The sequence below is a fragment of the Microtetraspora malaysiensis genome (assembly GCF_050947145.1).
In the GTDB taxonomy this organism is placed as follows: Bacteria; Actinomycetota; Actinomycetes; order Streptosporangiales; family Streptosporangiaceae; genus Microtetraspora_A; species Microtetraspora_A malaysiensis.
Genome location: NZ_CP191998.1, coordinates 4,024,897 through 4,050,770, shown reverse-complemented (window position 1 = coordinate 4,050,770; position 25,874 = coordinate 4,024,897). Strand labels below are relative to the sequence as shown.

The 25,874-nt window shown below is 70.9% G+C and carries 27 protein-coding genes; 13 read left to right on the top strand and 14 right to left on the bottom strand.

Features of this window, described 5'->3' with window-relative positions; translation table 11 throughout:
• Positions 1 to 4: 4 nt before the first annotated feature.
• Positions 5 to 307, bottom strand: a complete 303-nt coding sequence (locus ACQP1V_RS19035; protein ID WP_433424897.1) for a type II toxin-antitoxin system Phd/YefM family antitoxin — start codon at positions 305 to 307, stop codon at positions 5 to 7.
• Between the two features lie 66 nt (positions 308 to 373).
• Here ACQP1V_RS19035 and ACQP1V_RS19030 point away from each other — a divergent pair, with 66 nt between their 5' ends.
• Positions 374 to 991 carry an ATP-dependent Clp protease proteolytic subunit gene (locus tag ACQP1V_RS19030; protein WP_433424895.1) on the top strand — a complete coding sequence of 206 codons (618 nt, stop codon included), beginning with the start codon at positions 374 to 376 and terminating at the stop codon, positions 989 to 991.
• Between the two features lie 38 nt (positions 992 to 1,029).
• On the opposite strand, the gene ACQP1V_RS19025 is transcribed toward ACQP1V_RS19030, so the two are convergent.
• The gene (locus ACQP1V_RS19025; protein WP_433424893.1) at positions 1,030 to 1,308 is read right to left on the bottom strand and encodes a HesB/IscA family protein; all 279 of its coding nucleotides are present in this window, start codon (positions 1,306 to 1,308) and stop codon (positions 1,030 to 1,032) included.
• A gap of 415 nt (positions 1,309 to 1,723) precedes the next feature.
• On the opposite strand from ACQP1V_RS19025, the gene ACQP1V_RS19020 reads away from it, so the two are divergent.
• From ACQP1V_RS19020 to ACQP1V_RS19010, 3 genes are all read left to right on the top strand, one after another.
• Entirely contained in the window at positions 1,724 to 2,098 is a 375-nt protein-coding gene (locus tag ACQP1V_RS19020) for a CBS domain-containing protein (RefSeq protein WP_433424891.1), read from the top strand.
• A gap of 110 nt (positions 2,099 to 2,208) precedes the next feature.
• On the top strand, positions 2,209 to 2,889 hold the full coding sequence (locus ACQP1V_RS19015) for a hypothetical protein (protein ID WP_433424890.1): 681 nt from the start codon (positions 2,209 to 2,211) through the stop codon (positions 2,887 to 2,889).
• Between the two features lie 62 nt (positions 2,890 to 2,951).
• Entirely contained in the window at positions 2,952 to 3,668 is a 717-nt protein-coding gene (locus tag ACQP1V_RS19010) for a TOPRIM nucleotidyl transferase/hydrolase domain-containing protein (RefSeq protein ID WP_433424888.1), read from the top strand.
• Positions 3,669 to 3,693: 25 nt separating this feature from the next.
• Here the strand turns inward: ACQP1V_RS19010 and ACQP1V_RS19005 are convergent, their stop codons facing one another.
• Together ACQP1V_RS19005 and ACQP1V_RS19000 are read right to left on the bottom strand one after the other, a co-directional pair.
• Positions 3,694 to 4,131 carry a hypothetical protein gene (locus ACQP1V_RS19005; RefSeq protein ID WP_433424887.1) on the bottom strand — a complete coding sequence of 146 codons (438 nt, stop codon included), beginning with the start codon at positions 4,129 to 4,131 and terminating at the stop codon, positions 3,694 to 3,696.
• A 60-nt stretch (positions 4,132 to 4,191) separates the two neighbouring features.
• Positions 4,192 to 5,046 carry a molybdopterin-dependent oxidoreductase gene (locus ACQP1V_RS19000; RefSeq protein ID WP_433424885.1) on the bottom strand — a complete coding sequence of 285 codons (855 nt, stop codon included), beginning with the start codon at positions 5,044 to 5,046 and terminating at the stop codon, positions 4,192 to 4,194.
• Positions 5,047 to 5,107: 61 nt separating this feature from the next.
• Here ACQP1V_RS19000 and ACQP1V_RS18995 point away from each other — a divergent pair, with 61 nt between their 5' ends.
• A complete protein-coding gene (locus ACQP1V_RS18995; protein ID WP_433424882.1) occupies positions 5,108 to 6,139 on the top strand; it encodes a hypothetical protein in 1,032 nt (343 codons plus the stop codon).
• A 53-nt stretch (positions 6,140 to 6,192) separates the two neighbouring features.
• Here ACQP1V_RS18995 and ACQP1V_RS18990 read toward each other — a convergent pair whose 3' ends face one another.
• A complete protein-coding gene (locus ACQP1V_RS18990) occupies positions 6,193 to 7,380 on the bottom strand; it encodes a VanZ family protein (RefSeq protein WP_433424879.1) in 1,188 nt (395 codons plus the stop codon).
• Positions 7,381 to 7,527: 147 nt separating this feature from the next.
• Here ACQP1V_RS18990 and ACQP1V_RS18985 point away from each other — a divergent pair, with 147 nt between their 5' ends.
• The 3 genes from ACQP1V_RS18985 (at position 7,528) to ACQP1V_RS18975 (ending at position 8,846) form a co-directional block, all read left to right on the top strand.
• A complete protein-coding gene (locus ACQP1V_RS18985; protein WP_433424876.1) occupies positions 7,528 to 8,076 on the top strand; it encodes a TetR/AcrR family transcriptional regulator in 549 nt (182 codons plus the stop codon).
• Positions 8,077 to 8,099: 23 nt separating this feature from the next.
• Positions 8,100 to 8,456: a hypothetical protein gene (locus ACQP1V_RS18980; protein WP_067135002.1), complete on the top strand. Its 357-nt coding sequence runs from the start codon at positions 8,100 to 8,102 to the stop codon at positions 8,454 to 8,456.
• Positions 8,457 to 8,696: 240 nt separating this feature from the next.
• Positions 8,697 to 8,846 carry a hypothetical protein gene (locus tag ACQP1V_RS18975; protein WP_433424873.1) on the top strand — a complete coding sequence of 50 codons (150 nt, stop codon included), beginning with the start codon at positions 8,697 to 8,699 and terminating at the stop codon, positions 8,844 to 8,846.
• Between the two features lie 35 nt (positions 8,847 to 8,881).
• Here ACQP1V_RS18975 and ACQP1V_RS18970 read toward each other — a convergent pair whose 3' ends face one another.
• The 4 genes from ACQP1V_RS18970 to ACQP1V_RS18955 form a co-directional block, all read right to left on the bottom strand.
• Entirely contained in the window at positions 8,882 to 9,277 is a 396-nt protein-coding gene (locus tag ACQP1V_RS18970; protein ID WP_433424870.1) for an ACT domain-containing protein, read from the bottom strand.
• A gap of 152 nt (positions 9,278 to 9,429) precedes the next feature.
• Positions 9,430 to 9,930 carry a nucleoside deaminase gene (locus ACQP1V_RS18965; RefSeq protein WP_067135007.1) on the bottom strand — a complete coding sequence of 167 codons (501 nt, stop codon included), beginning with the start codon at positions 9,928 to 9,930 and terminating at the stop codon, positions 9,430 to 9,432.
• 142 nt (positions 9,931 to 10,072) lie between these two features.
• Entirely contained in the window at positions 10,073 to 10,543 is a 471-nt protein-coding gene (cynS, locus tag ACQP1V_RS18960; RefSeq protein WP_433424867.1) for a cyanase, read from the bottom strand.
• A 121-nt stretch (positions 10,544 to 10,664) separates the two neighbouring features.
• Positions 10,665 to 11,252, bottom strand: a complete 588-nt coding sequence (locus tag ACQP1V_RS18955; RefSeq protein WP_433424864.1) for a carbonic anhydrase — start codon at positions 11,250 to 11,252, stop codon at positions 10,665 to 10,667.
• A 125-nt stretch (positions 11,253 to 11,377) separates the two neighbouring features.
• On the opposite strand from ACQP1V_RS18955, the gene cynR reads away from it, so the two are divergent.
• Positions 11,378 to 12,286: a transcriptional regulator CynR gene (cynR, locus tag ACQP1V_RS18950; protein ID WP_433424861.1), complete on the top strand. Its 909-nt coding sequence runs from the start codon at positions 11,378 to 11,380 to the stop codon at positions 12,284 to 12,286.
• Between the two features lie 167 nt (positions 12,287 to 12,453).
• Here cynR and ACQP1V_RS18945 read toward each other — a convergent pair whose 3' ends face one another.
• From ACQP1V_RS18945 to dhaL, 4 genes are all read right to left on the bottom strand, one after another.
• Entirely contained in the window at positions 12,454 to 13,095 is a 642-nt protein-coding gene (locus ACQP1V_RS18945; protein ID WP_433424859.1) for a GNAT family N-acetyltransferase, read from the bottom strand.
• On the bottom strand, positions 13,092 to 14,564 hold the full coding sequence (locus ACQP1V_RS18940; RefSeq protein WP_433424856.1) for an APC family permease: 1,473 nt from the start codon (positions 14,562 to 14,564) through the stop codon (positions 13,092 to 13,094). The genes ACQP1V_RS18945 and ACQP1V_RS18940 overlap by 4 nt, the downstream gene beginning before the upstream one ends.
• 34 nt (positions 14,565 to 14,598) lie before the next feature.
• Positions 14,599 to 15,240: a GOLPH3/VPS74 family protein gene (locus ACQP1V_RS18935; RefSeq protein WP_433424853.1), complete on the bottom strand. Its 642-nt coding sequence runs from the start codon at positions 15,238 to 15,240 to the stop codon at positions 14,599 to 14,601.
• 554 nt (positions 15,241 to 15,794) lie between these two features.
• On the bottom strand, positions 15,795 to 17,540 hold the full coding sequence (gene dhaL, locus ACQP1V_RS18930) for a dihydroxyacetone kinase subunit DhaL (RefSeq protein ID WP_433424850.1): 1,746 nt from the start codon (positions 17,538 to 17,540) through the stop codon (positions 15,795 to 15,797).
• Between the two features lie 152 nt (positions 17,541 to 17,692).
• Here dhaL and ACQP1V_RS18925 point away from each other — a divergent pair, with 152 nt between their 5' ends.
• The gene (locus ACQP1V_RS18925) at positions 17,693 to 18,139 is read left to right on the top strand and encodes a cupin domain-containing protein (RefSeq protein ID WP_433424847.1); all 447 of its coding nucleotides are present in this window, start codon (positions 17,693 to 17,695) and stop codon (positions 18,137 to 18,139) included.
• 25 nt (positions 18,140 to 18,164) lie between these two features.
• Here the strand turns inward: ACQP1V_RS18925 and ACQP1V_RS18920 are convergent, their stop codons facing one another.
• Positions 18,165 to 20,000, bottom strand: coding sequence for a multicopper oxidase family protein (locus tag ACQP1V_RS18920; protein WP_433424844.1), 1,836 nt, complete (start codon positions 19,998 to 20,000; stop codon positions 18,165 to 18,167).
• 291 nt (positions 20,001 to 20,291) lie between these two features.
• On the opposite strand from ACQP1V_RS18920, the gene ACQP1V_RS18915 reads away from it, so the two are divergent.
• From ACQP1V_RS18915 to ACQP1V_RS18905, 3 genes are all read left to right on the top strand, one after another.
• The gene (locus tag ACQP1V_RS18915; RefSeq protein ID WP_433424841.1) at positions 20,292 to 21,668 is read left to right on the top strand and encodes an NADP-dependent succinic semialdehyde dehydrogenase; all 1,377 of its coding nucleotides are present in this window, start codon (positions 20,292 to 20,294) and stop codon (positions 21,666 to 21,668) included.
• 84 nt (positions 21,669 to 21,752) lie between these two features.
• On the top strand, positions 21,753 to 24,629 hold the full coding sequence (locus ACQP1V_RS18910; RefSeq protein ID WP_433424838.1) for a BTAD domain-containing putative transcriptional regulator: 2,877 nt from the start codon (positions 21,753 to 21,755) through the stop codon (positions 24,627 to 24,629).
• A gap of 35 nt (positions 24,630 to 24,664) precedes the next feature.
• The gene (locus tag ACQP1V_RS18905) at positions 24,665 to 25,849 is read left to right on the top strand and encodes an FAD-dependent monooxygenase (protein WP_433424836.1); all 1,185 of its coding nucleotides are present in this window, start codon (positions 24,665 to 24,667) and stop codon (positions 25,847 to 25,849) included.
• Positions 25,850 to 25,874: the final 25 nt, after the last annotated feature.

Sequence of the window (25,874 nt, the reverse complement as noted above, 5' to 3'; positions counted from 1 at the left end):
GGGATCAGGGCGTGCCGGAGGTGCCCGGTGGACGGTGCTCGGCGGCGATGCCGATTCGACGCTGCTCAGCCGGGTGGGACTCCCCACTCTGGTGGAAGGCCGCCGCGCCCAGACGAATGATCGTCTCCGAAGGCTGCCGTTCCGCGTCCTCCAGCTCTTGCAGGCGTTCGAGGTCGGCGGCGGGAACCAAGGCCACGATCGGCTTTCCGTGCCGGGTCATCACGATGCGCTCCCCGCCGTACGCGGCACGGTTCACCAGCTCGGCGAAGTCGGCCCGAGCTTGCGTGACAGGGATCTCTTCGGCCATGGATCCAACATAGCAGTCTGTATGTAATGTACGTTCTGTATATTCTGTACAGAACGGAGGCCACCTATGATTCACCCCACCAGCCGCTACGTCCTGCCGGAGGTCGTCGAGAGGACCAGCCACGGCACGGTCGTGATGGATCCCTACTCCAAGCTCCTGGCCGGGAGGATCGTCTTCCTCGGCGCCCCGATCGACGACACCAGCGCCAACGACGTGATGGCGCAGATGCTGTACCTCGACTACGACAACCCCGACCAGGACATCTCGCTGTACATCAACTCCCCCGGCGGCTCGTTCACCGCGATGATGGCGATCTACGACACGATGCAGCACGTCGCCGCGGACGTGGAGACCGTCTGCATGGGCCAGGCCGCCTCCGCGGCCGCCGTCCTGCTGGCGGCGGGAACCCCGGGCAAGCGGCTCGCCCTGCCGCGCTCACGCGTCCTCGTTCGCCAGCCCTCGGGCGAGGGGGAGGGACAGTTCAGCGACCTGGAGATCCACGCCCGGGAGGTCCTGCGCGCGCGGGCGCTCACGGAGACCCTGCTCGCCCGGCACACGGGGCAGAGCGCGGAGCGCATCCGCCGCGACATCGAGCGGGACAAGATCCTCACCGCGAACGAGGCCATCTCCTACGGCTTCGTCGACGCGCTGGCCGGATCCCGCAAGAGGGTCCCGATCCGGTGATGTACCGGTGACCGGCGCGGCCGTCGCCGACGGCGTGATCAAGGCGTCAGGCGGAAGACCGGCCGGCCGCGTGGGTCGCGCTCGGCGTCCAGGGTCTTGTCCTCGAGGAACGCCACGGCATCCGGGTCGAGGAAGACGCGTACGTCCTCCTTCTCGATCACGTGGTCTCCGGACCAGGCATCGCTCGCCAGCGAGAACTCGAGCGCGCCTCGTTCGTCCGGCTTCACGGCGATCCGCAGGCCCGCCTGGTGCGGCAGGTACTCGCCCACGATGAGATCGCGGATCGCCCCCATGGCATTGTCGGTCATCGTCAGCACGGCAGGCTCCTCGATTCTGATGCCGCGGTCCGTCTCGTCCGATGCCGGCCCGCCCAGCGGATCGGCTGCCCTTGGCTCCGGACAAGCCGTGCGCCCGCGCTCCGCCGCCGGTGGACGAGGACACCCCTCGCGCCCCCTGCCCCGAGCCGTCCCGATCAAACGGCGTCGCCGCGCCCACAACCATGGTGGCGGCCGGATCGGACGGGCCGTTCCGGCCGCCCCTCTGTCCGCGGGGGCCGGTCTCGCCCGGGGCGTCCACGACGCTCTTCCTCCTACGGTCGTAGACTCGAAGCCGAACCCGCACCCACCTTCTCGTCGATGACGAGGCCGGCCGCGTCGCGGATCGGGGACGACGGCGTTCGCCCCGGGCGGCGAGCCCGCCGGGCGATCGCGTGGACGCTCAGACGGGGGAGATATGCGTATCGGCAATGTCTATCGCCCAATGATCTTCGGCTGCCGGGCGGACGAACGGCTGCCCGAGGTGGCCCGGCAGATGGTGGACAAGAAGGTCGGCGCGCTCGCTGTGCTCGACGGCGACGAGGTCGCCGGAATAATCACGGAGCGGGACCTGGTCGCGGCGATGGCCACGTTCACCGACCCGTCCTCCGTGAACGCCGCCACGTGCGCCAAGACCGAGGTGAAGACCGCGGGCCTGGACGAGGACTCGCGTGAGGTCGCCCGCCGGATGCTGGACGCGGGCATCCGCCACCTGCCCGTGGAACAGGACGGACGCATGGTGGGCATGGTGTCGATGCGCGATCTCCTCGCTCTGGAGACGTGGGCGTCCTGAGGCGCCCCGCACAGCGTGGGTAGCGGCCTCTGGTCGAGCGCCGCGACTGGACAGGCGCGCCGCAAGCTCCGGGCAATCCAGGTGCAAGCGGGCGCCGGTACCTTCCAGCCATGTCGACACGATGGCTCACCGATGGGGCGGCGGCACTGGCCGCGGCCGCGCTGCTGCTCCCCTCACCCGCTTCCGCCACCACTTCCGGCACAGAGCTTGGCGGCCACGCCGTTCCGAGTGCCGCGGCCGCCCGGACCGCGCCGGTCACGCCGGCGACGGTCGCCAAGCGGCTGTTCGGCGCCTGGCTGCGCGGCGACCGCGCGGCGGCGGCCCCGATCGCCGCGCCGTCCGCGGTGAACACGTTGTTCTCCTACGTCTACCGAGCGCCGGACGGCTTCGCCGGGTGCGCCGGGAACCGGTGCCGGTTCACGCACACCAGCGTCCGGGTGCCGGGCGGCCTGAACGGGATCCTGATGATCGTCTCAGGGACGAAGGTGACCCGGGTCTACGAGTCCCGCCACCTCACCCGCCCGTCAACGGCGGCGGCATACCTGTTCTCCGCGTGGCAGAAGGGTGATCGCGACCGCGGACTGGAGGTCGCCTCGACGACGGCCGTCTCCTCCCTGTTCCGCACGAAGTACGACCGGGCCGGCGTGACGTACTACCCCCAGGGGTGCACGGCCGAGCCGAAGGGCTTCACCTGCGCCTACTCCTACGAGGGCGGGGCCCTGCTGACGCACGTCACCGGGTCGCGCTCGTCCGGGTACGAGGTGCGCTCGATCAGCTTCATCGCGGACTGACCGGAAACGCGGCGCCCGGCGGACGCGAGCGGGCGCCGTTCGGCGGGTTCAACCACAGCGGCATGGGCCGTGAGATGGGCGTCGAGGGCATCCGGGAGTTCATGGACACCCACGCGGTGGGCTTCCCTACCGACCGTCACGGGCGGGCGTTGCCGGGCATCCCCGCAACGCCGGAAAATGGGTACAAAACTCGCCGCATTCGGTGCGAGGCTGAGCGCGTGAACCATACGCACACCGTGGTCCTGGTCGAGGGGACCAGTGATGAGTCGGCCATCAACGCGTTGGCCGAGCGCCGGGGCCGAAATCTCGCGGCCGAAGGCATCTCCGTCGTGGCGATGGGCGGTGCCACGAACATCGGGACATACGTCGGCACGTTCGGCCCTCCCGGTCGCAATCTCCGGCTGGCCGGTCTGTATGACGCCGGCGAAGAAGGCGCCTTCCGGAGGGGGCTCGAGCGGGCCGGCCTTGGATCCGATCTCAACCGAAGCGATCTGGAGGCGCTCGGATTCTTCGCGTGCGTGGCCGACCTGGAAGACGAGCTGATCCGCGCTCTCGGCACCGCCGCGGTTGAACGCGTCGTCGATGCCGAGGGCGAGCTCCGCTCGTTTCGCACACTCCAGAAGCAACCCACATGGCGCGGGCGCAGCACTCACGACCAGCTGCGCCGGTTCATGGGATCAGGCAGCGGCCGCAAGATCCGCTACTCAGGCCCGTTCGTCGCGGCACTGGAGCTCGATCGCGTACCGCGACCGCTGGACGGACTCCTGACGCACCTGTGAGGGGGTAACGACCGGTTCCCCGGGATCAGGGCATGTCCTTGTCCGGAACGACGATCAGCTCCAACGGGTGGTGCCCGTTGTATCCGAGCCCGTGCTGGTTCCATACGACGTCCTCCGGGCGGGGCTGGATGTTGCCGGCCTTGTCCTTCGCGCGTGACATCACGCGGTACTGGCCGGGCTTGACCCCTGGCCAGGGCACCTCGAACCGCACCCACATGTAGGGTTCGGGCGAACTCAGCAGCTTCGCCGCGCGCCATGGCATCTCGGTGACCCATCGCCCGGGCGAGGCCAGCTTCTCCACCGAGACGTCGACCCGATCGATCGCGCCGGACCCCGACCAGGCCCGCCCGCGCAGCGTGATGTCACCAGGAGCGAGTGTGATCTCCGGGTCGTGCTCGATGGCGCTGCGGACGGGGCCGACGCTCAGGGCGACCGGCTTGGCATAGGCAGGACCGACAAGCACATGCCTTGTCTGAAGTCCTGCCGGCGGAATGCGATGCTTCGACACCTCGATCTCACCGAGTCACTTCACGTAGGTGACGGCGGCCCATCCCGACAGCAGCAGGCGGAGCGGGTATCCGTGGTCGACCGGCAGGTCCCACCCATTCATGCCGTACACCAGCAGGGTGTCGTCTTTGAGCACCTTGTCGGCGGGGGCGACCTGCGAGTAGCGGATCGTCCCGCCGGGGAAGCTGCGGTTGACGATGACGTCCAGACCGGTGAACTTCACGTCCACCGGTGATTCCGCCCCGGCCGCCGCCAACACGTCCTTGGCCCGCACACCCGTCCACTCGGCGGCCCCCACCGCGCCGAAGTGCCACTGGGTGTAGCCGACCGGAAGCCAGCGGCCGTCGGCTCCGCCGGGCGGCAGCTTGGGGAAGAAGGCGGAGCAGTTGGCGCCGCAGTCGATCGTCCGCTTCAGCGTCACATGGGGCATCGCCAGCAGTTCGTCATACGTGAACGAACGGGGGCGGGCGAGCGCGTCGCCCGTCAGCTTGAGCCGCCACGTCCGACGGTCGATCCGTGGCGGGCGGGCCCGGTTGTGGATGTACATCCGGTCGTTGGGCGTCAATTCTCCGTATCCCTCGGCCCCGCCGGCGAGCACCGCCTGTCCGACGGGGCCCCACTTCATCTCCTCCGATCCGTTCTCCCGGTGGACGAAGTACCAGGACGGCGTCGGCTGGACCACGAAGTTCGTCACGCCGGCCGCCGCTTCCGGGGTCGTGCCGGGAATCGCGGACGCCTGCTCGATCAAGAACGGCGCCACGGCGCCCGCCGCCGAGTACGCCAGGAACCGCCGACGCGAGTACTCGTCCTCCAGCGGAATCTCCTGGCTGCGATCGGCCTCGGCATCTCCCGGGTCTGGCCGGTGCGTCATCGTGGAACCCCCAGCTCTCGCGCAGCACCGGGGGGCGACGTTTTGTCGATCATTGTGCTGGATGCCCGAATTCCCGGGCGCTCTAACGCGCACTCCGCGCATGTCCGCGCGGGCAGTCAAGGACGACAACGCCCTCAGCGTGCGGCGCCGGGTCGGCTCATCATCCCTGATCGTCCGCATGGAGTACGGCGGCTACCGCCTGATCGACGTCAAGACCGGCAAGGTTCGACCCATCGAGTTCGATGTCCCCTTCGCGGACTATCCGCACGTGGTCTTCGGCAAGATGTCGCCGCAAGCGCACCCTCCACCCCACCTGACGGTCTCCCAAGCCGGCCCGAACCAGCCTCCTTTACGATGTAGATTCATCAACCGGATCTTCCCGGAGAACCGGCGGACACAATGGAACGCAGGTCAGACATCGGGCACCGGACGCCCCAGCGGTGGACGTCACCTGCCTCAACGTCCTCGGGGTCCTGGATCACGTCCCGCTCGTCCTGGAATGGTGGATCGACACGTGCTCGATAAGATCGTCGCCCATTACGACGACATGCTGGATCGCCTCTGTTTGGGCTTCTTCGCGTACACGGTGACGATCCCCGACTCCGGCGTTCTCACGATCGAGGGCGCCATGCGCCGTCTTGGAGCCGCCCCCGCCGCGGTTCGTGATCTCGGGGAGCCGGTCGACAGCGATCGCCTTTCCCTCTACCAGGTCGGCACTGGCGTCGTCACCCTGGACTGGCATCCCGTCGAGCGCCAGGAGATCACCGATCGGCTCGCCGGTGACGGATTCCGGCACTGGTATCTGTGCGTCGACATCGAGGGCAACACCATCATGTACGCCCGCTACGGAGCGGCCGAGGGGCACCTCGAGCATCCCGAGCCGGGATACATCCCCTTCACTCACTGGACAGATCATTTCGGCCCCTTGAGTCCCTACACCGAGTTTCTCGTCAGCGGCCACGACAGTGAGGAGGCAGAAGCGCAAGTGGACATCACCGCAGCGTGCCTGGCCGTGATCGAGATGGAAAGCGGCGTGCGTCTGGACGAGGAACTGATGGAGAGTCCTCATTCAGAGGTGTCGATCTCCACGTAGAACCGTCGCGAACGAGCCGGTCGACCCCGGTGAACGTGACCGCGACAGCCGGTTCACCGGAGACGCGGCGTCGCCTCTCGCGGCTGCTCGATCATCCGCTGGAGGGACGCGCGGGTGACGATCGACGTCCCGGTCCACCGGGAGAGCACGCCCCGCTGTTCCAAAAGGACCAGTACGGCAAATGCGGCCAGTGGCAGCACGGTCAGGGACGACGACGCCTGGCCGAACGCCGCGACAGCGATGAGAGCCAGGTACGGTGCGGCGGTACGGACCGTCCTGCGGAGCCGCGACGCGTAGCTCCCGGGCGCGGCACCCGCCACGAGGGCTGTGCCGTGGGTGGGCTCGCTGCCTGAAGTGCCGTCCCCTGCCACCGCGAGGCGCACGGCCGCCAGGCCCGGCGTGGCGCCATCCCGCCGGATGGCGGGCATGGCCACGAAAAGAGCCAGCCCGACGAGCACGTAACACAGCCCCGGCAGCCAGTCGCGCAGTGCGGATCCCTCAGGGAGGGGCGCGCCCGCGGCGAGGCCGTACAACCGGACCAGGACGAGTCCGGTGATCGGGGCGGCGAAGAACCACACGATGCCGTCCAGGAGCATGCCGAGCGTCTGGCGTGCCCGGCTCGGCGGAGCCACGTCCGTACGCGGCGCGGGCCAGGCGGAGGGGAGCAGCCGGGCGAGGGGGCCCGCCAACAGCCAGCCGCAGACGGCGCCCAGGGTGTTGATCCACAGGTCGTCGATGTCGAACAGCCAATAGGGGCACGGATACAGCCCCCAGAGCCCGGTGAGCTGGGTGAGCTCCACCGCCAGCGAACCGACGAAGCCGGCGAGCGTGGTCCGCGCGAGGCCGAGCCGGTGGCGGTAGCGCAGCAGGAACCCCAGCGGAACGAACAGCAGGACATTGAACACGACCTGCAAAGAGGCCCGGCTGACGAGCGTGGTGAACAGCCCGGCGCCGACGTTCTCCCGGGCGATGTCGGCGAAACTCCCGAAGAGCTGGAGCTTCGGAGTGGCGAGCGCCACCCTGGCCGCGCAGAAGCCCGGCGTGACCTTCGGAAGGGGGAACAGGGTGAACGCCACGACGCCGCAGCCGTACAGCACGACCAGCATGGCGACGACCCCTGACCAGCCGCCGATCTGGCCGAACCTCCGGTATTGCCGCGAGACGAACGGCAGGGTGAGGAGCGCGATGGCCAACGGTGCGAGGAAAAGGGCTGTTCTGCCCTGGGTCAAGTAGACGTCCACGGGAGGGCGACTCTATCGAGGCGGAACCTACCCCTCCAAACCCGAATGCGAAGAATGCGAAGTTCATTCTGGAGGCGACTCCGCCGCCCCGGACTTTAGGAACGATCGTTCTTGACTGTTCATTCCTAAACGCTCTATGGTCATCACATGGGCCGACCGAGAGGGTTTGACGAGACCGAGGTGGTGCGAGCGGCGGCGACACTGTTCGCGCACCGGGCGTACGACGGCGTCTCCATCGACGACCTGGTCACCCACCTCGGCATCCATCGCAACAGCCTGTACAAGACCTTCGGCAGCAAGCGCGGCCTGTACATGGCCGCCCTGCGCTGGCACGTGGAGCACCGGGTACGTCCGCTGATCGCCACGATCGGCGAGACCCGCGACTTCACCGAAGCGGCGCGCCGGGCCCTCGCCGTCCACGGGGACGGCGCGGCCCTGGACCTGCTTCTGATGGCGGCGGTCGAACTCGCGCCGACGGACCCGGAGGTCGCCGCCGAGGTCACCGCGGCCCTCGACGCTCTGGACGAGGCGCTCGCCGCCGGCGACACCTCCGCGCCGGAGTTGGCGGGTGCCCTTACCTCGGCACTGCTCGGGCTCCGGTTGCGCGCCAGGACGACGTCGTCCGGCGCCGGACCCGAGCAGGCGGGCGCCGCTCTGGCGCGGCGCCTTTCCCTTCACGATTCCCCACAATCCTGACTCTTCCGCATAAGGAGTACGACATGGCACGAGTGCAGGTCGACGGCGACGCGCTGGTCGTCGTCATCGAGGGGCTGGACAAGCTCTGGGCGCTGAAGAGCCGTCTGACCATTCCACTGTCCAACGTCCGCGGCGTCACCCACGACCCCGGCATGATCAGGGAGGCCAAGGGCATCCGCTCCCCGGGGACGCACCTGCCCGGCGTGATCACCGCCGGCTCCTTCCACCTCGACGACGAGTGGGTCTTCTGGGATGTGCAGAACCCGGCCAAGGCCGTCGTCATCGAACTGACCGACGAGCGTTACGCCCGCCTCGTCGTGCAGGTCGACGACCCTCGCGCCACCGTCGCGCTCATCGAGGGCGCCATCCCCCGCGCCTGATCGCGCCGGCCCGACCACTCCCCACGCGGACCGACTACCCGGCCTTCGTGCGCCAGGCGGCCGCCGCCTACACCCTGCTGCTCCGTCAGCCGGAGACCGACCGACGCGCCGTGTCCGTGATCGGGCACAGCGAAGGAGCGATGACCGCGCTGGTGATCGCCGACGAGGTACGGCCGCGCCCGGCGGGCTTGGCGCTCCTGCAGCCGCAGGCGCTCCGCCTGCTGGACCTGGTCGCTCTGCATGCGGCGGGCCCACGCCACCGGTCCCGGACGCGTCGTGCTCCAGGGGATCGACCACAACCTGCGCGACGCCGCCCATCCCGACGTCCTCGCCCCGGACGCTCTCGCCGCCCTGCGCGAGTTCACCTCCCGCCGGCGACACGGCCGCTAGCGGAGTCGTCGCCTCCGCCGGGCCGTCGCCTCTGACTAGATGTCGGCTGATCGCAGGTATGTGGTGTCCACCCGGTGCCCCGCGTCTTCGAGAACGGCGACGGCCTCCTTGACCTTCGGCTCGGGCACGAGCACCAGATCACCGTGGAACGTCGAGGCGACGAAGACCGGGATCGCCGCCTCGGCCAGCGGCCCCACGATCGCCGCCAGCATGCCGGGCACGTCCAGGCTGTGCGGGCTCGCCCCGCCGTACAGGCCGATCCACCGATCGCCGGACGCCGTCGGCCAGATCTCGCGGACGACGGTGAGGCCCTCGGGGGCGCGCACCAGCGCGATCCACTCGTCGTCCTCGGGGAACGTCGCGTGCGAGAGGTGCTCGACGGCGAATACGGACGGCACGACGCCCAGGCGCTGAGCTGTGGGTGACTTCATAGAACGTATGTACCAGAAGTGCGGCCGACATGTGGCCATGCCGGGATCCGGCCAACTACCCGGAGACCAGGCGGGTCACGCTCATCGCGTACCCGGTCCAGCGGTGAAGCCGGAGCAGGCCATCAAGGCCCGCCGGCCCGAGCGGACCTGGGTCATGCGGCGGTGGGGGCGCCCGCGACGCGCCGCTCGCCGCCGTTGCGCTCCTGCCAGAACCGGTACACCTCGACGGCGTCCTCGCGCGCCTCGTAGCGCATCGGCATCCGGCGCTCCTGCCAGGGCTTGGCGATCTCGTCGTAGAAGGTGTTCAGCTCGAAGTACTTGCGGTCGTCGACGTAGTGGGGCTCGTAGGCGTCGCGGGTGGTGAGGAAGACGACCTCGTCCGGGGAGCAGTAGTACAGCGAGCCCAGGCACATCGGGCAGGGGTGGGCGAGCACGTAGATGGTGGTGCCGGTCAGGTGCTCGGTGCCGAGCTTGGTGCAGGCCTCGCGGATGGCGAGGATTTCCGCGTGGGCGGTGGGGTCGCCTGTCTGGGCGACCTTGTTGGGGCTCTCGGCCAGGATCTCGCCGTCCTTGACGATGACGGTCGCGAACGGGCGGCCGCCCTCGGCGACGTTCTGGCGGGCGATGTCGATGGTGCGCTGGACGAAGTCCACGGAGGTCCTCCGGAGGTTGGCGGGGCAGGCCGCTGGCAGGCGGCTTCTCGGGGTTCGGGGAACGGGGCGGGGCGGGCCCGGAAGGCTGTTTCCGGCCCGCCCCGTTGCCGCCCGTCTGTGACGCCGTCTCGGTGCCGGATCGTCAGAAGGGCTGGGTCGGCAGGTACTTGCCGTTCAGGGTGATGACGGCGCGCTCGCCGCCCTCGGGGTCGGCGACCTTCTTCACGTCGAGCTTGAAGTTGATCGCGGAGATGATGCCGTCGCCGAACTGCTCGTGGACCAGGGCCTTGAGGGTCGTGCCGTAGACCTGGAGCATCTCGTAGAAGCGGTAGATCGTCGGGTCGGTCGGGATCCGGTTCGGGATCGAACCGCGGGTCGGGATGGCCTGCAGCAGCATCGCCGCGTCCTCATCCAGGCCCAGCAGCTCGGTCACGGCCTTGGCGGACTCCTCCGGCAGCGGGTGCTGGCCGAGAATGGCGGCGGTGGTGAAGGCCACCGACAGGCCGGAGGCGTCGGCGATCTGCTGCCAGGAGAGGTTCTTACGGGTCTTGGCCTCCACGGCGGCGACGGCCAGGGCCTCGCGAGCGGTGGGGTCGAACTGTGCGTGCACCATGATCAGTACGTCCTTCTCTCAGGTGGGCCACTTCACGAGCCATGGGTGGAGTGGCTAGTGGGTGGGGTGGATGCGGGGTTCCCGGCAGGCTGTCGCGGGCGGGAGACCGAAGCCGGGAGGGTCAGGCCGCGAGCGCGGAGCCGGCGGCGGTCAGGTCCTCAACGCGGCCGGTGGGGATGTCGTAGACCCAGCCGTGCAGGGCGACCTTCCCCTCCTCCAGGGCGCGGGCGACCGAGGGGTGGGTGGCCAGGTTCGCCAGCTGGGCCAGCACGTTCTGCCGCACCAGGACGGGAACGTCACCGTCGGCGGTGGTGCGGGCCTGGGAGGTGTCCGCGTGCCGCAGCCAGGCGGCGACCGCCGGGGCACCGCTGAGGTCGTGGCCCTCGGCGAGTGCCGTCATCGCGCCGCACGCCGAGTGGCCGCAGACGACGATGTCCTTCACCCCCAGTGCGGCGACGGCGTACTCGATGCTCGCCGCCACCCCGTCGGCTTCGGGGCTGTAGGCGGGCACCAGGTTGCCGGCGGTACGGATGACGAACAGGTCACCCGGCTCGGTGCCGGTGATCAGCTCGGGGACGACGCGGGCGTCTGAGCAGCTGATGAACAGCGTGTGCGGCGTGTGATGTGTGGCCAGATGGGCGAAGAGCTCCGCCTTGGCCGGGAAGACGTCCCTCTGGAAACGGGCGACGCCCTCGGTGAGGTCCTGCATGGTCACTCCCTCCGGGTGGTGATCGGCCCCTGCCGGCTGGCGATGTCCACTATGCATGACCTGCGCCTATAGTGTCCAAGAGTTGTTGGCTACGGAATCTATTGATGGCATCTATAGTCGTTCCCATGGCTGTTCTCGAACTCCGCCACCTGCGCTATCTGCTCGCCGTGGCCGAACACGGCAACTTCACCCGCGCCGCCGAGGAGCTGCACATCTCGCAGCCCACGCTCTCCCAGCAGATCAAGCAGCTGGAGCGGACCCTGGGCGTACAGCTGCTGGACCGCACCGGCCGCACGGTACGGCTCACCGACGCCGGCGCCGTCTACACCGACCACGCCCGGCGCGCACTGCGCGACCTGGCCGCCGCCGAACGCGCCGTCCACGACGTCCAGGACCTCTCCCGCGGCCACCTGCGCCTGGGCGTCACGCCCACCTTCACCGCCTACCTGATCGGCCCGCTCACCGCCGAGCTCCACACCCGCCACCCCGGCGTCAGCCTCACCCTGGCGGAGACGACCCAGGACCGCATCGAATTGGCCCTGCTCGCCGACGACCTCGACCTCGGCATCGCCTTCGCCGGCCCCCACCTGCCCGGCGTAACCGCCACCGCGCTGTTCACCGAGACCCTGAGCCTCGTCACCGGCGCCCCGCGCGCCCAGGCCACGCCCAAACCCCTACCGGTCCGCGCCCTCAAGGACGAGCAACTCGCCCTGCTCAGTGGCGACTTCGCCACCCGCGGCCACATCGACGCCTACTTCGCCCGCCACCGGGCCGCCCCCCGCATCGCGGTCGAGGCCAACTCCATCCAGGCCCTCACCGAGATCGTCCAGCGCACCCCGCTGTCCACCGTCCTGCCCGACGCCATCACCCACGAGCACCCCCACCTCACCCCCGTCCCCCTCGACCCACCCCTGCCCACCCGCACCGTCACCCTCCTGCACCGCGAAGGTGCCTACCGCAGCGCCGCCGCCCGCGCCTTCGCCGAGCTCACCCACGACCTCGTCCGCACCCGCGGCTACACCCGGCCCCTGTGAACCGCCCGGCCTACCGGCGAGCGGAGGAGATCTTCGAACGGCAGGGCCGTGAGACACCCGGGGAGGCTGTCTCACGGCCCTGCCACATTCGTCGACCGGCTGGACGGACCGGCTGGAAAACGGACCGGTCGGCGACGGGTGGCCCCGCCGCCGACCAGAGGAGGCGATCAGCCGAGGGCGTCTCGACCGTTCTCCTGACCATGGCCGTCCGCCGGCCGGCCGTCGCGGGAGATCGGTGCGCGCCACATCGGATACATGACCGGACCATCGGGCAGCCGCAGCAGCTCCGGCATGTCCACGTAGCCGTGCCGGAAGTAGAGGCGGCGGCTCGCCTCGCTGCTGGCCTCCAGGTAGGCCGGGATCCCCTGGGCGTCGAGCCGCCGGTGGTGCTCCTCCAGCAGCAGGCTGCCGAGCCCGCGGCCGGTCCGCCCGTCCCGCAGCGCGATGAACGCCAGGTAGTGGTGCGGCTCCTGCGGGTGCAGCTTGTCCATGAGCTCGCCGAGGACGGCGTAGCGCTCGGCGTGCTCCCCCGCGAAGGAGACGATCGCCTCGTCCTGGCCGGGGATCTCGGGGAACGGCGCGGTGAACCAGACCGCGACCCCGGCGAGCTCGCCGGACTCGTGCACGCCGTAGATGTCGCCGTGGTCGAGCGCGTGCGCGGTGTGCATGCCGAAGAACCGCCGCTGGATCGGCAACCGGTCCCGCTCCGGCGGGATGAGCCAACGGGTGATCGCGTCGCGGCTGAACCTGTCGGCGACGATCTCGCCGGCCACGGCCGCGTCCGTCATCCGGGTGATCTCGACCGTCACCGGGGACCTCCGCCGGCCGCCTGCGCGCCCAGGCCGATGTTGGCGTACACCTCCGGCCTGGTCGCCTTCAGCACGCGGGCCCACACGACGCCCAGGATGATCGCGACGACCAGGATGCCGGGCAGGATCCAGCGGACGACCGAGTCGGGCGCGACCCCGAGCACCGTGTCGAAGTTCATCAGCGTCATGCCGATCATCACGCATAGCGCCAGGGCCGCCAGGGCCGGGGCGATGCGCGTCCGCCACGCCGTCTCCCCCGAGGGGTTCCGCACGAAGAACACGATGACCGAGATCGAGGTGATGGTGAGCAGGGTCAGCAGCCCGAGGCCGCCGAAGGTGCCGAACGTGAAGAACAGCTTCGTGACCGGATCGAGGCCGAAGATCGCGTAGACGAGGATCACGATCAGCCCGAGCGCCGTCTGCAGCACCGATCCGGCGATCGGAGCCGCGGTGCGGGCCGACGTACGGCCGAACACCGAGGGAAGCACGTTCTCACGTCCCAGGGCGAAGATGTAGCGGGCCGTGGTGTTGTGGAAGGCGATCATGCAGGCCATGCTGCTGGTCACGAACAGCACGGACCCGATCGTCGAGACCGCGGAGCCCAGGTGGGCGCCCGCCTGGTTGAAGATCAGCTCGGTCCGCTGCTCGGACGCCGCCTTGACGATGCCGTCCGGGCCCGTCGGCACCGTCTGCGCCCAGGCGGAGATCGAATACAGAATCGCGATGATCGCGATACCCAGGTAGGTGGCGAGGGGCACGGTCCTGTTGCGGTCCCTGCTCTCCTCGGCGAAGACGACCGACGACTCGATGCCGGCGAACCCCGCGACGACGGTGGCGAGCGCGGCGCCGACGCCGGACACGAACAGGGAACCGGGGTTGAAGCCCTCGAAGCTGATACCGCTCGGGGCGGGGTGGAGCAGGTCACCGATGTCGAAGACCAGGACGACGGCGATCTCGGAAACCAGCAGGACAGAGAGGATCTTGCCGTTGACGTCCACCCGAAGCAGCCCGAGCAGTCCGGTCACCGCCCACGCCACCAGCGCGATCACCCACCACGGGGGCGAGGCGCCGAACCAGTCGAGGAGCAGCGGCTCGGTCGCCGACCCGATGATGCCGTAGAGGCCGAGTTGCAGCGCGTTGTAGGCGAGCAGCGCCACCCACGCGGTCGCCACACCCTGCGTCCGGCCGAGCCCTTGGGCGGCGTACGCGTAGAACGCGCCGGCGTTCACGACGTGGCGGGCCATCGTCACGTACCCGACGGCGAACAGCGCGAAGATCGCGCCCAGCATCAGGAACGCGAACGGCACGCCGATGACGCCCGTCACCTCGTACACCGTCGGGACCGAACCCGCGACGACCATCAGCGGCGCCGCCGCGGAGACGACGAAGAAGACGACCGACGGGACGCCGAGCCGATCCTTGGCGAGGGCGGTGGAGACGGCGCTGGGCCGTTGTTGTGTAAGGGACATCCGGAACTCCGTGAGGGTGGGGGGGGAAGAAGGATCACCGACGGCTGATGACGGCTTCGCCGACGACGACCTCGGTCTGGGCGATGAGTCTCTGCAGCGGCGCAGGGAGCAGGGCGGTCGTGGCGGCCGCGAACTCGGCGTCGTGCTCGCGCAACGCCCGCGCGGCTCCGCCGGTGGCGACGACGAGCCCGTAGAGGACGCAGTCCCTGATCGCGGGCGGCTTGCGCCGCTGGATGGCGAGGTTGAGGCGGGCGAGCGGCCACGCGGCCGTGTTCGCGTCCACGGGGGTCGCGGGCTGCTGTTTCAGCAGGTGCCTCGCCGGCGGGTTGAGCAACGTCTTGGTGATCATCCTGGCCATGACGTCGGCGTAAACCGTACGGGCGAAGAAGTGGAGCCAGGTGACGATCGGGTGGTGTGGTTCGGCCACGACGTTGTCGAGCGCGTTCTGGGTGAGCGGATCACCGGTGGCGTTCTCGGTGATCACGTAGAGGCGGTCCTGGCCCGGCGCGAGGTCGAGGGTGACCCGCTCGGCGAGCATCAACTCGCCGATGACGGCACCCGCCAACCCCAAACTCGCGAGACGCGGATGGAGTCGCGCCCGACCCGTCACGTTGTGGTGGATGACGAAGAACAGATCGTCGGCCAACGACGGGCGTGAAAGATCACCTTCAGCCACGATCGGCGATCATATAGGCGAATTGTTAAATCTGTCATCGAGCGAAGTTGCGAAATTATCACCGACGGCGACCACTCCCCGCCGCACCCCTCAAAGGACAGATAAGTTCCGAAATATTCCTCTGGAGATAACTCCATTACGTCCCGTTTTGGGGCGAACGGCGGCTTTGCCGATGAGGTCGACCCGCCGACGGACGACCCTCCGGGCGGGCGCGGGATCCCCGATCACGGCGCGACCTCGCGGGAGGGCAGAAACCGCACGATGCCGGGCGCGAGGAGCGACAGCCACGGCGCCGCGCGGGGATCATTTCGGGCGCCGGAATAGCCATTATTTGGCGGCACAGAATCCGACGCTGACGGATTCCCGCTCAGCGAGGAGAATCGGCCGTGCCCAGATATGCGGCATGAACCACCCGATATTCACCATCCAGAGGTCGCACGCCTCGAAGGAGCAGGTCGAATTGGCGAACACGTTCACGTACCGCAGGCCCGAAAAGCACGAGGCGATTCCCGCAGTCCGTGTTCTCCGGAGACGCCGTTCCGCGCGATCGAGGGTCAGTTCCCCTCGCACACGGTGCGGGAGACCACCTCCAGCCAGATCGCCACCGCCTCCGCGCCCGGATCGACCCGGCCCACCGCACGCTCACCGAGATAGCTCGAACGGCCCCGCCGCGGCGTCATCGCGGCGGTCGCCGCCGTCCCCTTCCGCGCCGCCTCCACCGCCGCCGACAGCGCGCCACACGGCTCCGCGCCGCCGTCGAGCGCCTGGCGCATGGCGTCGGCGGCGGGCACGAGCGCGTCCAGCATGGTGCGATCGCCGACCTCCGCTCGGCCGAGTTCCGACACCGCCCGCGCGCCTTCGGCCAGCGCCCTCGCCCAGTCGCGTGCCGCCGGAACCCCGCCCGCCTCCTCCAGCACGGCCGCCGCGCGCAGCAGGAGAACCGCGTACAGCGGGCCGGAGGTGCCGCCCAGGGCCCGGCGCAGCGTCGCCGAGAGGGCGCGCAGGACGGCGGCGGGATCCTCTCCGTAACCAGGGAACTCGCGGCGCACGGCCTCGGCGCCGCGGGCGAGGCTGATACCGAGGTCACCGTCGCCGACCGCCTGGTCCATCATGGTCAGCTCGGGTTCGGCCGCGACCAGGGCCGCGCAGACCTCCTCGACCACCCGTTCCAGCACCCGCCGCGGCGGCGGGCCGCCCGCCGCCGCCGCTGCCGCGGGCCGGCTCCCGGCGGCGGGCACGCCGCCCGGAGCGGGCGTCCCCGGGACGCGCAGCGGCTCCGGCCGTACCCGGCCGAGGTGCGCGGCCGGCCAGGCCGGAGCCGACACCGGCGCGTCGAGCCGCTCCAGGAGACGGTCGTCCACCCGCAGCACCGACAGCGAGCACCCGGCCATCTCCAGGGCGGTGAGGAAGGACCCCGTCCAGGCGCGTTCCAGCCGGAAGCCCTGCTCCGTCAGCCTGCGGACCGCGCGCCGCGCGACGATCTGAAGCTCCATCAGCGGTGTGCCGCCCAGGTTGTTCACCAGGAGCGTGACCCGCTCTCCGGGCGCCAACGCCAGGTCCGCGGTGATCCGGTCCAGCAGTGTGTCCACCACCACGTCGGCCGGTGCGACGGCGGTCCGCCGCACACCGGCCTCACCGTGGATGCCGAGCCCCAGCTCGACCTCGTCCGGGCCGAGCTCGAACCCCGGACGGCCCGCCGCGGGCACCGTGCACGCGGACAGGCCGACCCCCATCGAGCCGACCGCGGCCGCGGCCGCCTCGGCCTCCCGGCGCACCTCGGCGAGCGGCAGCCCCGCCTCCGCCGCCGCGCCCGCGACCTTGTGCACGAACACCGTGCCCGCGATGCCCCGGCGACCGGCGGTGCCCTCGCCCGTGTCGAGGGCGACGTCGTCCGCCACGACCACGACCTCGACGGGGATGCCCTCAGCCCGGGCCAGCTCCGCGGCCAGGCCGAAGTTCAGCCGGTCGCCGGTGTAGTTCTTGACGATCAGCAGGACGCCGGTCGGGCCCGCGACCGTACGGATCGTCTCCAGCACGGCGTCGGTGGACGGGGAGGTGAAGACGTCGCCGCACACCGCCGCCGTCAGCATGCCCCGCCCGACGTAGCCGGCGTGCGCGGGCTCGTGCCCGGACCCGCCGCCTGAGACGACCGCCACCCGGCCCGACCTCCGGAAATCGGCGACATCCGCGCGTACGGCGACCGTCTGTCCGTCCAGCAGGGCGATCTCGGGGTGGGTGAGGGCGAGTCCCTCCAGCATGTCCGGGACCACGCCGGACACGTCGTTGACGAGTTTCTTCATCGAATCTCCTTGGATGGGGGTCCGCATGGAGGCGAGGTCTACCCCGGCGCCGTACGGGAGTACCCGCTCTCAATGATGCGAGGACCCCGCGGGGTGATACCCCACTTATCGGGAAAGACCGGCATATCGGGCACATCGCATCAGGGGGCGTGATGAAGTTCGTTGGCGAAAGGCAGCTCAGGGCGACCAAGGCGCCGCCGGAGAAGTTCACCGGCGGCAACGTCTGGGAGACGTCGGCCCTCGAGGAGCTGCGCCCCGACGGCCTGCGGGCGCTGCGGTTCTCCTACGAGCCCGGAGCCCGCTCGTGCTGGCACGTGCACGACGGCGAACAGGCGCTGTACATCCTCTCGGGGCGAGGCGTGGTCACGCGGTGGGGCGAGACAGAAGGCCGGGAGGTCGGGCCGGGCGACTGGGTGCACGTGGAGCCGGGCGAGAAGCACTGGCACGGAGCCATGGCGGACACCACCTTCGAGCACCTCGCCGTGACCGCGACCGGCGCGACCCACTGGTACGAGCCGGTCTCCGACCAGGAATACCGCGCCGGCCACGGCGCCGGGACCGGATCCGCCGACCAGGCGGACGGAGGCGACGCCGGCTGACCGGCCGCCACCGGCGTCCCCGTCCTCAGCCGACGAGCTGCCAGGGGCGCATCATGTCGTTGTCCTCGTGTTCGAGGATGTGGCAGTGGTGGATGTAGTCGGCCGGGTACGTCGTCCCGGTGCCGGCGATGCCCGGTATCGACGGCGGCGGTGTGTACGCGGCGATGATCCGGTTCACCATCTGCGGCAGGGCGACGAAGCTGTCCCGCCAGCCCTGCTCCTCGGGGGCCGGGGGCAATGGCCCGCCGACGAGATACCCGGCCAGGACGGGCTTCCCGTCGGCGGGGCGGCCCGCCGACAGCCACCGGGCGTAGTCCTTCTTGTACGCGTCGGCCCGGAACCGCTGCCGGTTGTACACGTGGAACTGGACGAGATGCACGTGCATGGGGTGGGCGTCCGGCGTGGTGTTGACGTACTCCCACACCTCGGTGGCGCCGGCGCGGACGAAGTCGTCCACCGGCTCGTAGAAGAAGCGGCCGTTGATCTGCATGTGGATCGGGTTGTCGCGCCGGTCGGTCGTCTCCGTCAGCACTCGCTCACGCCACCTCGTCCCCTCCCCCGCCCGCAGCGGCTCGAACGGCGGCAGGGCCAGCTTCTCCGGCGGCATCGTGGGGTCACGTCCGCTGAGGGGCTCGGTCACCTGGAACCGCATGATCTCGGGGATGGCCGGCCCGCCGCCTCCGCTCGGGTACGGCGCGGGGGCGTCGTTCATGAGAGTGACGCCGCCTCCGGCCGGCACGGAGGCGAAGTCCACGACAAGGTCCATCCGGTCCGCCGGCGCCATCAACAGCTCCGTGAGGCGCAGGGCGGAGCCGCGCAGGCCGCCGCCGAGCCCGATCAGCCAGAACGGCAGGCGGGTCCGGCCGTCGCCGAACCACAGGTGGTAGAAGCGCGAGTTCGACCCGTTGAGCACGCGCAGGCGGTAGCGGCGCGGCTGGACCTCCAGGAACGGGTACGCCTTGCCGTTCACGATCGGCGTGTCTCCGAAGAACTCGGGCGACCAGACCGGGTGGTAGGGGGTCACGCCCTTGGACGGGTAGAAGAGCGAGCCGTCGCGGTTGAAGGTCCGGTCCTGTAGGACCAGGGGGATCTCGAAGCGCCCCCTGGGGAGGCCGAGCGCCTCCTCGTCCTGGTCGCGGATCAGGTAGACCCCGGACAGGCCCGCGTAGTTGTTCAGCCGGGTGATCTCCATCGCGTGGTCGTGATACCAGAGCATGGTCCCCAGCTGCTGGTTGCCGTAGGCGTAGATCGCCTCGTTGGACGCGGCGCCCGGCAGCGAGCCGTACAGGGGGCCGTGCTGTCCTTGGGGGCTGAACCAGGCGCCCGGGTTGCCGTCCGACTGGGGCGGGTTCCATCCGCCGTGCAGGTGGACGACGTTCCACACGGTGAGGCCGCGGGGGAGGTCGTCCATGTGCCGCCCGCCGGACGGATCCGGAGGCGAGCCGGGGACCTGCCGCCACAGTGTCGGGTCAATCGAGCGGTGCAGCAGATGCGTGGTCGGCAGATCGTTGCGGTACCGGACGACCGAGGGCCGGTACCGCCGGGCCACCAGGATCGGGCCGAGGCAGCCGAGACCGGCCGGCCCGCCCCCGCCGGACGGGGCGGACGCCCAGTATCCCCAGGCGACCGTGGCGCCGAGATCGGTGTGGAAGCGCCACGGCCGCTGACGCATGGTCAGCTCGTAGTAGTCGGCGTCCGGGTAGACCGTCCTGTCGGGGACGGCCACGGGCAGCCGGGGCAACCGGTCGACGTACTTGCGGAGGCCCCGAGCCGTCGCCGTCGCCCCGCGCACCCCCGCGCCCGTCGCCACCGCACCGGCCGCCACCGCGGCCAGGCACACGAACTCCCGTCTCGTCAACATCCCTGTGCCTCCGACTGGGTCGTTGCCGGCGCGGCCCGCCATGCCGTCCTTCCACGCTAGGCGGGGGCCGGTCAACGGCCGCCAAAGGTCGGGTCGGCCCCGGATCGGCGCTCCCGGGCCGGGGCCGCTGAACGGGGGTGCCGACTGACCGACGGGGCCCCCGCCTCCGGACGGATAGGCTCGGTACTTGAGTCGAGACATCACGCCTACCCCTGCGGGGCGCTCGCGAGATCGGCCGAAGGTCATGTCGGTGACCGGCGAGCGCTCGGGCGACCATGAGGGAGGCCCGTCATGGCGATCGCCACGATCAATCCCACGACCGGGGAGACGGTCCGGACGTTTCCCGAGTTGAGCGAGTCCGAGATCGAACGGAAGGTCGGCCTCGCCCACGAGCGGTGGCGGACGTACCGCGACACGGGGTTCGACGAGCGGGCCGAGTGGATGCGTACCGGTGCCGACCTGCTCGAACAGGAGGCCGACGCCGCCGCCCGGCTGATGACCACCGAGATGGGCAAAACGCTGGCCGCGGCCCGCGGCGAGGCGCTCAAGTGCGCCCGCGGCATGCGGTACTACGCCGACAACGCGGCCGAATTCCTGGCCGACGAGCCGTTGGCCGACCCGGCGGCGGTCGGGGCCAGGCACGCGCTGAGCCGGTACCGCCCGCTGGGTCCGGTGCTGGCGGTGATGCCGTGGAACTTCCCGATGTGGCAGGTGATGCGCTTCGCCGCGCCGGCGCTGATGGCGGGCAACGTCGGGCTGCTCAAGCACGCCTCGAACGTGCCGCAGTGCGCGCTGTACCTGGAGGACGTGTTCCGCCGCGGCGGGTTCCCCGAGGGCTGCTTCCAGACGTTGCTGATCTCCTCCGGCCGGGTGGAGGCGATCCTGCGGGATCCGCGGGTGGTCGCCGCCACGCTGACCGGGAGCGAGCCCGCCGGACGTTCGGTGGCGGCGATCTGCGGCGACGAGGTCAAGCACACCGTGCTGGAGCTCGGCGGCAGCGACCCGTTCGTGGTGATGCCCTCGGCGGACCTGGATCGCGCGGCGGAGACCGCGGTGGACGCCCGGGTGCAGAACAACGGCCAGTCCTGCATCGCGGCCAAGCGGTTCATCGTGCACTCCGACGTCTACGACGCCTTCACCGACAGGTTCGTGGCCGGGATGAGGGCGCTGACGGTGGGTGATCCGTTCGACCCGGCGACCGATGTCGGGCCGCTGGCCACCGAGCGGGGCCGGGCGGGGGTCGAGGAACTGGTGGACGAGGCGGTCGCGCGCGGCGCGAAGGTGCTGTGCGGTGGGCGTCGGCCGCCCGGACCGGGGTGGTTCTACCCGCCGACGGTGATCACCGGCATCACCCGGGACATGCGGATCTTCACCGAGGAGGTGTTCGGCCCGGTCGCCACATTGTTCCGGGCGGCGGACATCGAGGAGGCGCTGGAGATCGCCAACGCCACCACCTTCGGCCTGGGGTCCAACGCCTGGACCAGGGACGAGGCCGAGCAGGACCGGTTCATCTCCGACCTGGACGCCGGTCAGGTGTTCATCAACGGCAAGACGGTGTCGTACCCGGACCTGCCGTTCGGCGGCGTCAAGCGCTCCGGCTACGGCCGCGAGCTGTCCGCCCACGGCATCCGCGAGTTCTGCAACCTCAAAACGGTCTGGATCGGCTGACTCCGCCCACGGCCCCTTCGATCGGCGGGCCCATGTGATCTCGCCCGCGTGATTGTGACTGGTTTCGCGTGGATAATCACCGGCATGCGGTTGGGAATCCTCGGCGAGACCCGGGCGTGGCGCGACGACGGCGCCGAGGTCCCGCTGGGCGGACCGGCCCGGCGCGCGCTGCTGGCCCTGCTGCTGGTCCGGCCGGGTGAGGTCGTGCCGGCCGACCGGCTGGCCGAGGAGATCGACGCGGGCGCGGCGCCGTCGGCGCACGCGCTGCAGTCCCAGGTGTCCAGGCTGCGTGCGGCGCTGGGTTCGGCGGCCGTGATCGAGCGGGCCGGGGCCGGGTACCGGATCGTGGTCGCGGCCGATGACGTGGACGCCTGCCGGTTCGAGCGGCTGGCCGGGGAGGGCCGGGCGGCGTTGCGTGACGGCGACGCCGTACGAGCGGTCGCGCTGCTGCGCGAGGCGCTGGAGCTGTGGCGTGGGCCCGCGCTGGCCGAGGTCGCCGACAGCGAGACGGCCCAGGCCGCCGCCGTACGGCTGGAGGAGTCGCGGCTCGGGGCGCTGGAGGACCGGTTCGAGGGCGAGCTGCGGCTCGGCGAGCATCGCGCGGCCGTTCCGGAGCTGCGGGAGCTGGTCGGCCGCCACCCGCTGCGGGAACGGCTGGCGGGGCTGTTGATGCGGGCGCTGTTCGCCGCGGGCGGGCAGGCCGAGGCGCTGGTGGTGTTCGAGGAGACCAGGCGGCACCTGGCCGAGGAGCTGGGCGCCGATCCCTCGGCCGAGCTGGTCGCGCTGCATCGGGAGTTGCTGGACACCGGCACGTCGCCGTCGCTCGCCGGGCCGCCCGCCCAGCTGACCTCCTTCGTCGGCCGCGACGAGGAGGTGGGCGAGGTCGCCGACCGGTTGCGGGTGGCCCGGCTGGTCACGTTGATCGGCCCCGGCGGCGTCGGGAAGACCCGGCTGTCGGTCGAGGTCGCCGGGGCGGTGACCGATGAGGTGTGCTTCGTGGAGCTGGCCGCGCTGGGCGACGAAGCCGGGCCGGCCCGGGCGGTGCTGGGCGCGCTCGGCCTGCGTGAACACGGGCTCCAGATGGGAGATCCCACGCGGACGCCGGTCGATCGGCTGATCGCGGCGCTGTCGGACCGGGTGCTTCTGCTCATCCTGGACAACTGCGAGCACGTGATCGAGGAGGCCGCCGCGCTGGCGGCCCGGTTGCTGGCGGCGTGCCCGCGGCTGCGGGTCCTGGCCACCAGCCGCGAGCCGCTCGGCATCATCGGCGAGCACCTGCACCAGGTGCGTCCGCTCGACGACGACGCGGCGGCGCGGCTGTTCGGCGACCGGGCCGCGGCCGTACGGCGCGGTTTCGCCGCCGATCCTGAGCTGGTCCGGCGGATCTGCGCGGCCCTGGACGACCTGCCGCTGGCCATCGAGCTCGCGGCGGCGCGGCTGCGCACGCTGGACCTCGACGATCTGGCGGCGCGGCTGGACGACCGGCTCGGTGTCGCGGCCCGCGGCAGCCGTACGGCCCATGACCGGCATCGGACGCTGCGCTCGGTGGTCGCGTGGAGCTGGGACCTGCTCTCCGAATCCGAGCAACGGGCCGCGCGGCAATTCACGGTCTTCGCCGGGGGCGCAACGGCGGAGTCCGCGCTGCGGGTGTGCGGCGCGGACGGCGAGACGCTGGAATCCCTGGTGGACAAGTCACTCCTGGAGGTCTCTCGCGGCCGGTTCCGGATGTTGGAGACGATCCGCGCCTACGGCGCCGAGCGGCTCGACGAAGCGGGCGAACGCGAGTCGGCGCGGCGGGCCCACGCCCGGCACGTCCTGGATCTGGTGCGTACCGCCGACCCGCGTCTGCGACGGGCCGAGCAACTGGACTGGCTGCCGGTCCTCGTGGCCGAGCATGAGAACGTCCTGGCCGCCCTGCGCTGGGCGGTCGAGGCCCCGGACGTCGCGACGGCCCTGGAGCTGCTCGCCTCGGCCGCGACGTACGTGTGGATCCGGGGCGCGTCCGCGTCGGCCGCGCCGCACGCGATCAGCCTGCTCGGCGCGATCGGCGACGCGTTCCCTGCCGGGCTCGGCGAGGAGTACGCGACGTGCGTGCTGCTGGCCGCGTCCGACCGGGCGACGTGGCGGCGCCACCACGCGACGGCCGGGAGAGCGCTGGCCGCCGCGTGGCCCGGTGACCGGCCGGGCCGGTACCCGGCCGCGCTGCTGCTGTGGCTGATGCGCAACGCGACCGACACCGACCCGCAGAGCGCGTTCGCGCTGGTCTCGGCCCAGCGTGACTGTCCCGAGCCGTGGGTGCGCGCGGCCGCCCGGTTCGTGTCGGGGTTCGGAGCTCTGGGCGAGCGGGACATCGCGGCGGCCGAGCCCGCCTTCGGCGCGGCGGCCGAGGGCTTCCGGTCGCTCGGTGACCGTTGGGGCACCGCGCTGGCCCTGGACGTCCTGGCCGGTCTCGCGGGCGGGCGCGGGGACCGCGCGCGGGCGATCGCGCTGACCGACGAGGCCCTCGCCCTCACCAGCCGGCTCGGCGCCCTGGAAGACTCGGCCGACCTGCTGGTCAACCGGGGCGATCATCTCGCCGCCGACGATCCGGCGGCCGCCCGCGCCGACTACACCGAGGCCGCCGATCTGGCCCGCCGTGCCGGCAGCCCGACCTGCCTGGCGGCGGCCCTGCGCGGGCTCGGCGACATCGCCCTGCTGGAGGACGAACCGGCCGAGGCGGAACGGCTCTACACCGATGCCCTGGAGCGGATCGACCCGCACTGGGTCAAAAGCCTCGGCAACCAGGTCCGCGCCCTCGTCGGCCTCGGCCGGGTCGCCGAAACGCGCGGCGACCACGCCACGGCCCGCGCGCGCTACCGCGAGGCCGCCAAGAACGCGGCCGTGCTGGGCCCCTCGGCTTCGGACGCGCTGCGCCTGCTGGGACTTCCCCCGGCGGTCACCGAGGCGGTGAGCCGGGGGTGAGTGTCCGGTGAGCCCTCCCATGCAGGCTCTCCACCATGACGAACCGCAACGTACTGATCTCCGGCGCCTCCGTTGCCGGCCCCGCGCTCGCCTACTGGCTCCACCACCACGGCTTCACCCCCACGATCGTGGAGCGCGCCCCGGCGCTGCGTGACGGCGGCTACGCCGTCGACTTCCGCGGCGAGGCGCACCTGTCGGTCCTGCGCCGCATGGGCATCCTGGACGCCGTCGAACGCGCCCGCACCGGCATGGGCTCGATGTCGTACGTCAACAGCGCGGGCAAGCCGCAGGCGAAGATGCCCGCCGACCTGTTCGCCGGAGACATCGAGATCCTCCGCGGCGACCTGGCCCGCATCCTCTACGACGCGACCAGGGAGCACACCGAGTACGTCTTCGGCGACTCCATCGCCTCGCTCACCGAGGACGCCGACGGGGTGACCGTCACCTTCGAACGCGCCGCGCCGCGCCGGTTCGACCTGGTCATCGGCGCCGACGGCCTGCACTCCACCACCCGCCGCCTGACCTTCGGCCCCGAGAAGGACTACGTCAAACACCTGGGCGTCTACTGCGCGATCTTCACCACCGCCAACCACCTCGACCTCGACCACACCGGTCACGCGTACCGGACCGCGAACAGGCTGGTGGCGATGTACAGCGCCCGCCACAACACCGAGGCCAAGGCCGTCTTCTACTTCGGCTCACCGGAGCTGGACCTGGACCGGCGGGACGTGGCGCGGCAGCAGGCCATCCTCACTGAGCACTTCGCCGGCAGCGGCTGGCAGAGCGACCGGCTGCTGCACGACATGCGGCACGCGCCCGACTTCTACTTCGACTCGGTCGGCCAGGTGCGCATGGACGCCTGGACCCGGGGGCGGGTCGCCCTGGTCGGCGACGCCGCCTACTGCCCGTCCTCCCTGTCGGGCATGGGGTCGGGCCTCGCCCTGGTCGGCGCGTACGTCCTGGCGGGCGAGCTGGCCGCGGCACGCGGTGACCACCGCGTCGCGTTCGCCCGTTACGAGCGGGAGATGCGCGAGTACGTGGAGCGCTGCCAGAAGATGGGCGACGGCGTGGCCCAGCTCATGGTCCCGAGCAGCAGCTTCCTGGCCTCGCTCCTCAACCACTACTACAAGATCATGCCGTACCTGCCGGGGAAGAACATGGTCACCAAGATGGCCCGCAGGACCGCCGAGAACATCACGCTCCGCGACTACGTCGGTTGAGGACTCCCCCGTGACTCCCGCCGGT

Excerpts from the sequence above, each read along its gene's own strand:
- ACQP1V_RS18910 (WP_433424838.1), top strand. The coding sequence starts at position 21,753 with ATGCGGTTGGGAATCCTCGGCGAGACCCGGGCGTGGCGCGACGACGGC.
- dhaL (WP_433424850.1), bottom strand. The coding sequence starts at position 17,540 with ATGAAGAAACTCGTCAACGACGTGTCCGGCGTGGTCCCGGACATGCTG.
- cynS (WP_433424867.1), bottom strand. The coding sequence starts at position 10,543 with ATGGTGCACGCACAGTTCGACCCCACCGCTCGCGAGGCCCTGGCCGTC.
- ACQP1V_RS19030 (WP_433424895.1), top strand. The coding sequence starts at position 374 with ATGATTCACCCCACCAGCCGCTACGTCCTGCCGGAGGTCGTCGAGAGG.
- ACQP1V_RS18915 (WP_433424841.1), top strand. The coding sequence starts at position 20,292 with ATGGCGATCGCCACGATCAATCCCACGACCGGGGAGACGGTCCGGACG.
- ACQP1V_RS18955 (WP_433424864.1), bottom strand. The coding sequence starts at position 11,252 with ATGCAGGACCTCACCGAGGGCGTCGCCCGTTTCCAGAGGGACGTCTTC.
- ACQP1V_RS18995 (WP_433424882.1), top strand. The coding sequence starts at position 5,108 with ATGCCCGAATTCCCGGGCGCTCTAACGCGCACTCCGCGCATGTCCGCG.
- ACQP1V_RS18985 (WP_433424876.1), top strand. The coding sequence starts at position 7,528 with ATGGGCCGACCGAGAGGGTTTGACGAGACCGAGGTGGTGCGAGCGGCG.
- ACQP1V_RS18975 (WP_433424873.1), top strand. The coding sequence starts at position 8,697 with ATGCGGCGGGCCCACGCCACCGGTCCCGGACGCGTCGTGCTCCAGGGG.
- ACQP1V_RS18970 (WP_433424870.1), bottom strand. The coding sequence starts at position 9,277 with ATGAAGTCACCCACAGCTCAGCGCCTGGGCGTCGTGCCGTCCGTATTC.
- ACQP1V_RS18920 (WP_433424844.1), bottom strand. The coding sequence starts at position 20,000 with ATGTTGACGAGACGGGAGTTCGTGTGCCTGGCCGCGGTGGCGGCCGGT.
- ACQP1V_RS18905 (WP_433424836.1), top strand. The coding sequence starts at position 24,665 with ATGACGAACCGCAACGTACTGATCTCCGGCGCCTCCGTTGCCGGCCCC.
- ACQP1V_RS19015 (WP_433424890.1), top strand. The coding sequence starts at position 2,209 with ATGTCGACACGATGGCTCACCGATGGGGCGGCGGCACTGGCCGCGGCC.
- ACQP1V_RS19010 (WP_433424888.1), top strand. The coding sequence starts at position 2,952 with ATGGGCCGTGAGATGGGCGTCGAGGGCATCCGGGAGTTCATGGACACC.
- cynR (WP_433424861.1), top strand. The coding sequence starts at position 11,378 with ATGGCTGTTCTCGAACTCCGCCACCTGCGCTATCTGCTCGCCGTGGCC.
- ACQP1V_RS19035 (WP_433424897.1), bottom strand. The coding sequence starts at position 307 with ATGGCCGAAGAGATCCCTGTCACGCAAGCTCGGGCCGACTTCGCCGAG.
- ACQP1V_RS18980 (WP_067135002.1), top strand. The coding sequence starts at position 8,100 with ATGGCACGAGTGCAGGTCGACGGCGACGCGCTGGTCGTCGTCATCGAG.
- ACQP1V_RS18925 (WP_433424847.1), top strand. The coding sequence starts at position 17,693 with ATGAAGTTCGTTGGCGAAAGGCAGCTCAGGGCGACCAAGGCGCCGCCG.
- ACQP1V_RS19000 (WP_433424885.1), bottom strand. The coding sequence starts at position 5,046 with ATGACGCACCGGCCAGACCCGGGAGATGCCGAGGCCGATCGCAGCCAG.
- ACQP1V_RS18940 (WP_433424856.1), bottom strand. The coding sequence starts at position 14,564 with ATGTCCCTTACACAACAACGGCCCAGCGCCGTCTCCACCGCCCTCGCC.
- ACQP1V_RS19020 (WP_433424891.1), top strand. The coding sequence starts at position 1,724 with ATGCGTATCGGCAATGTCTATCGCCCAATGATCTTCGGCTGCCGGGCG.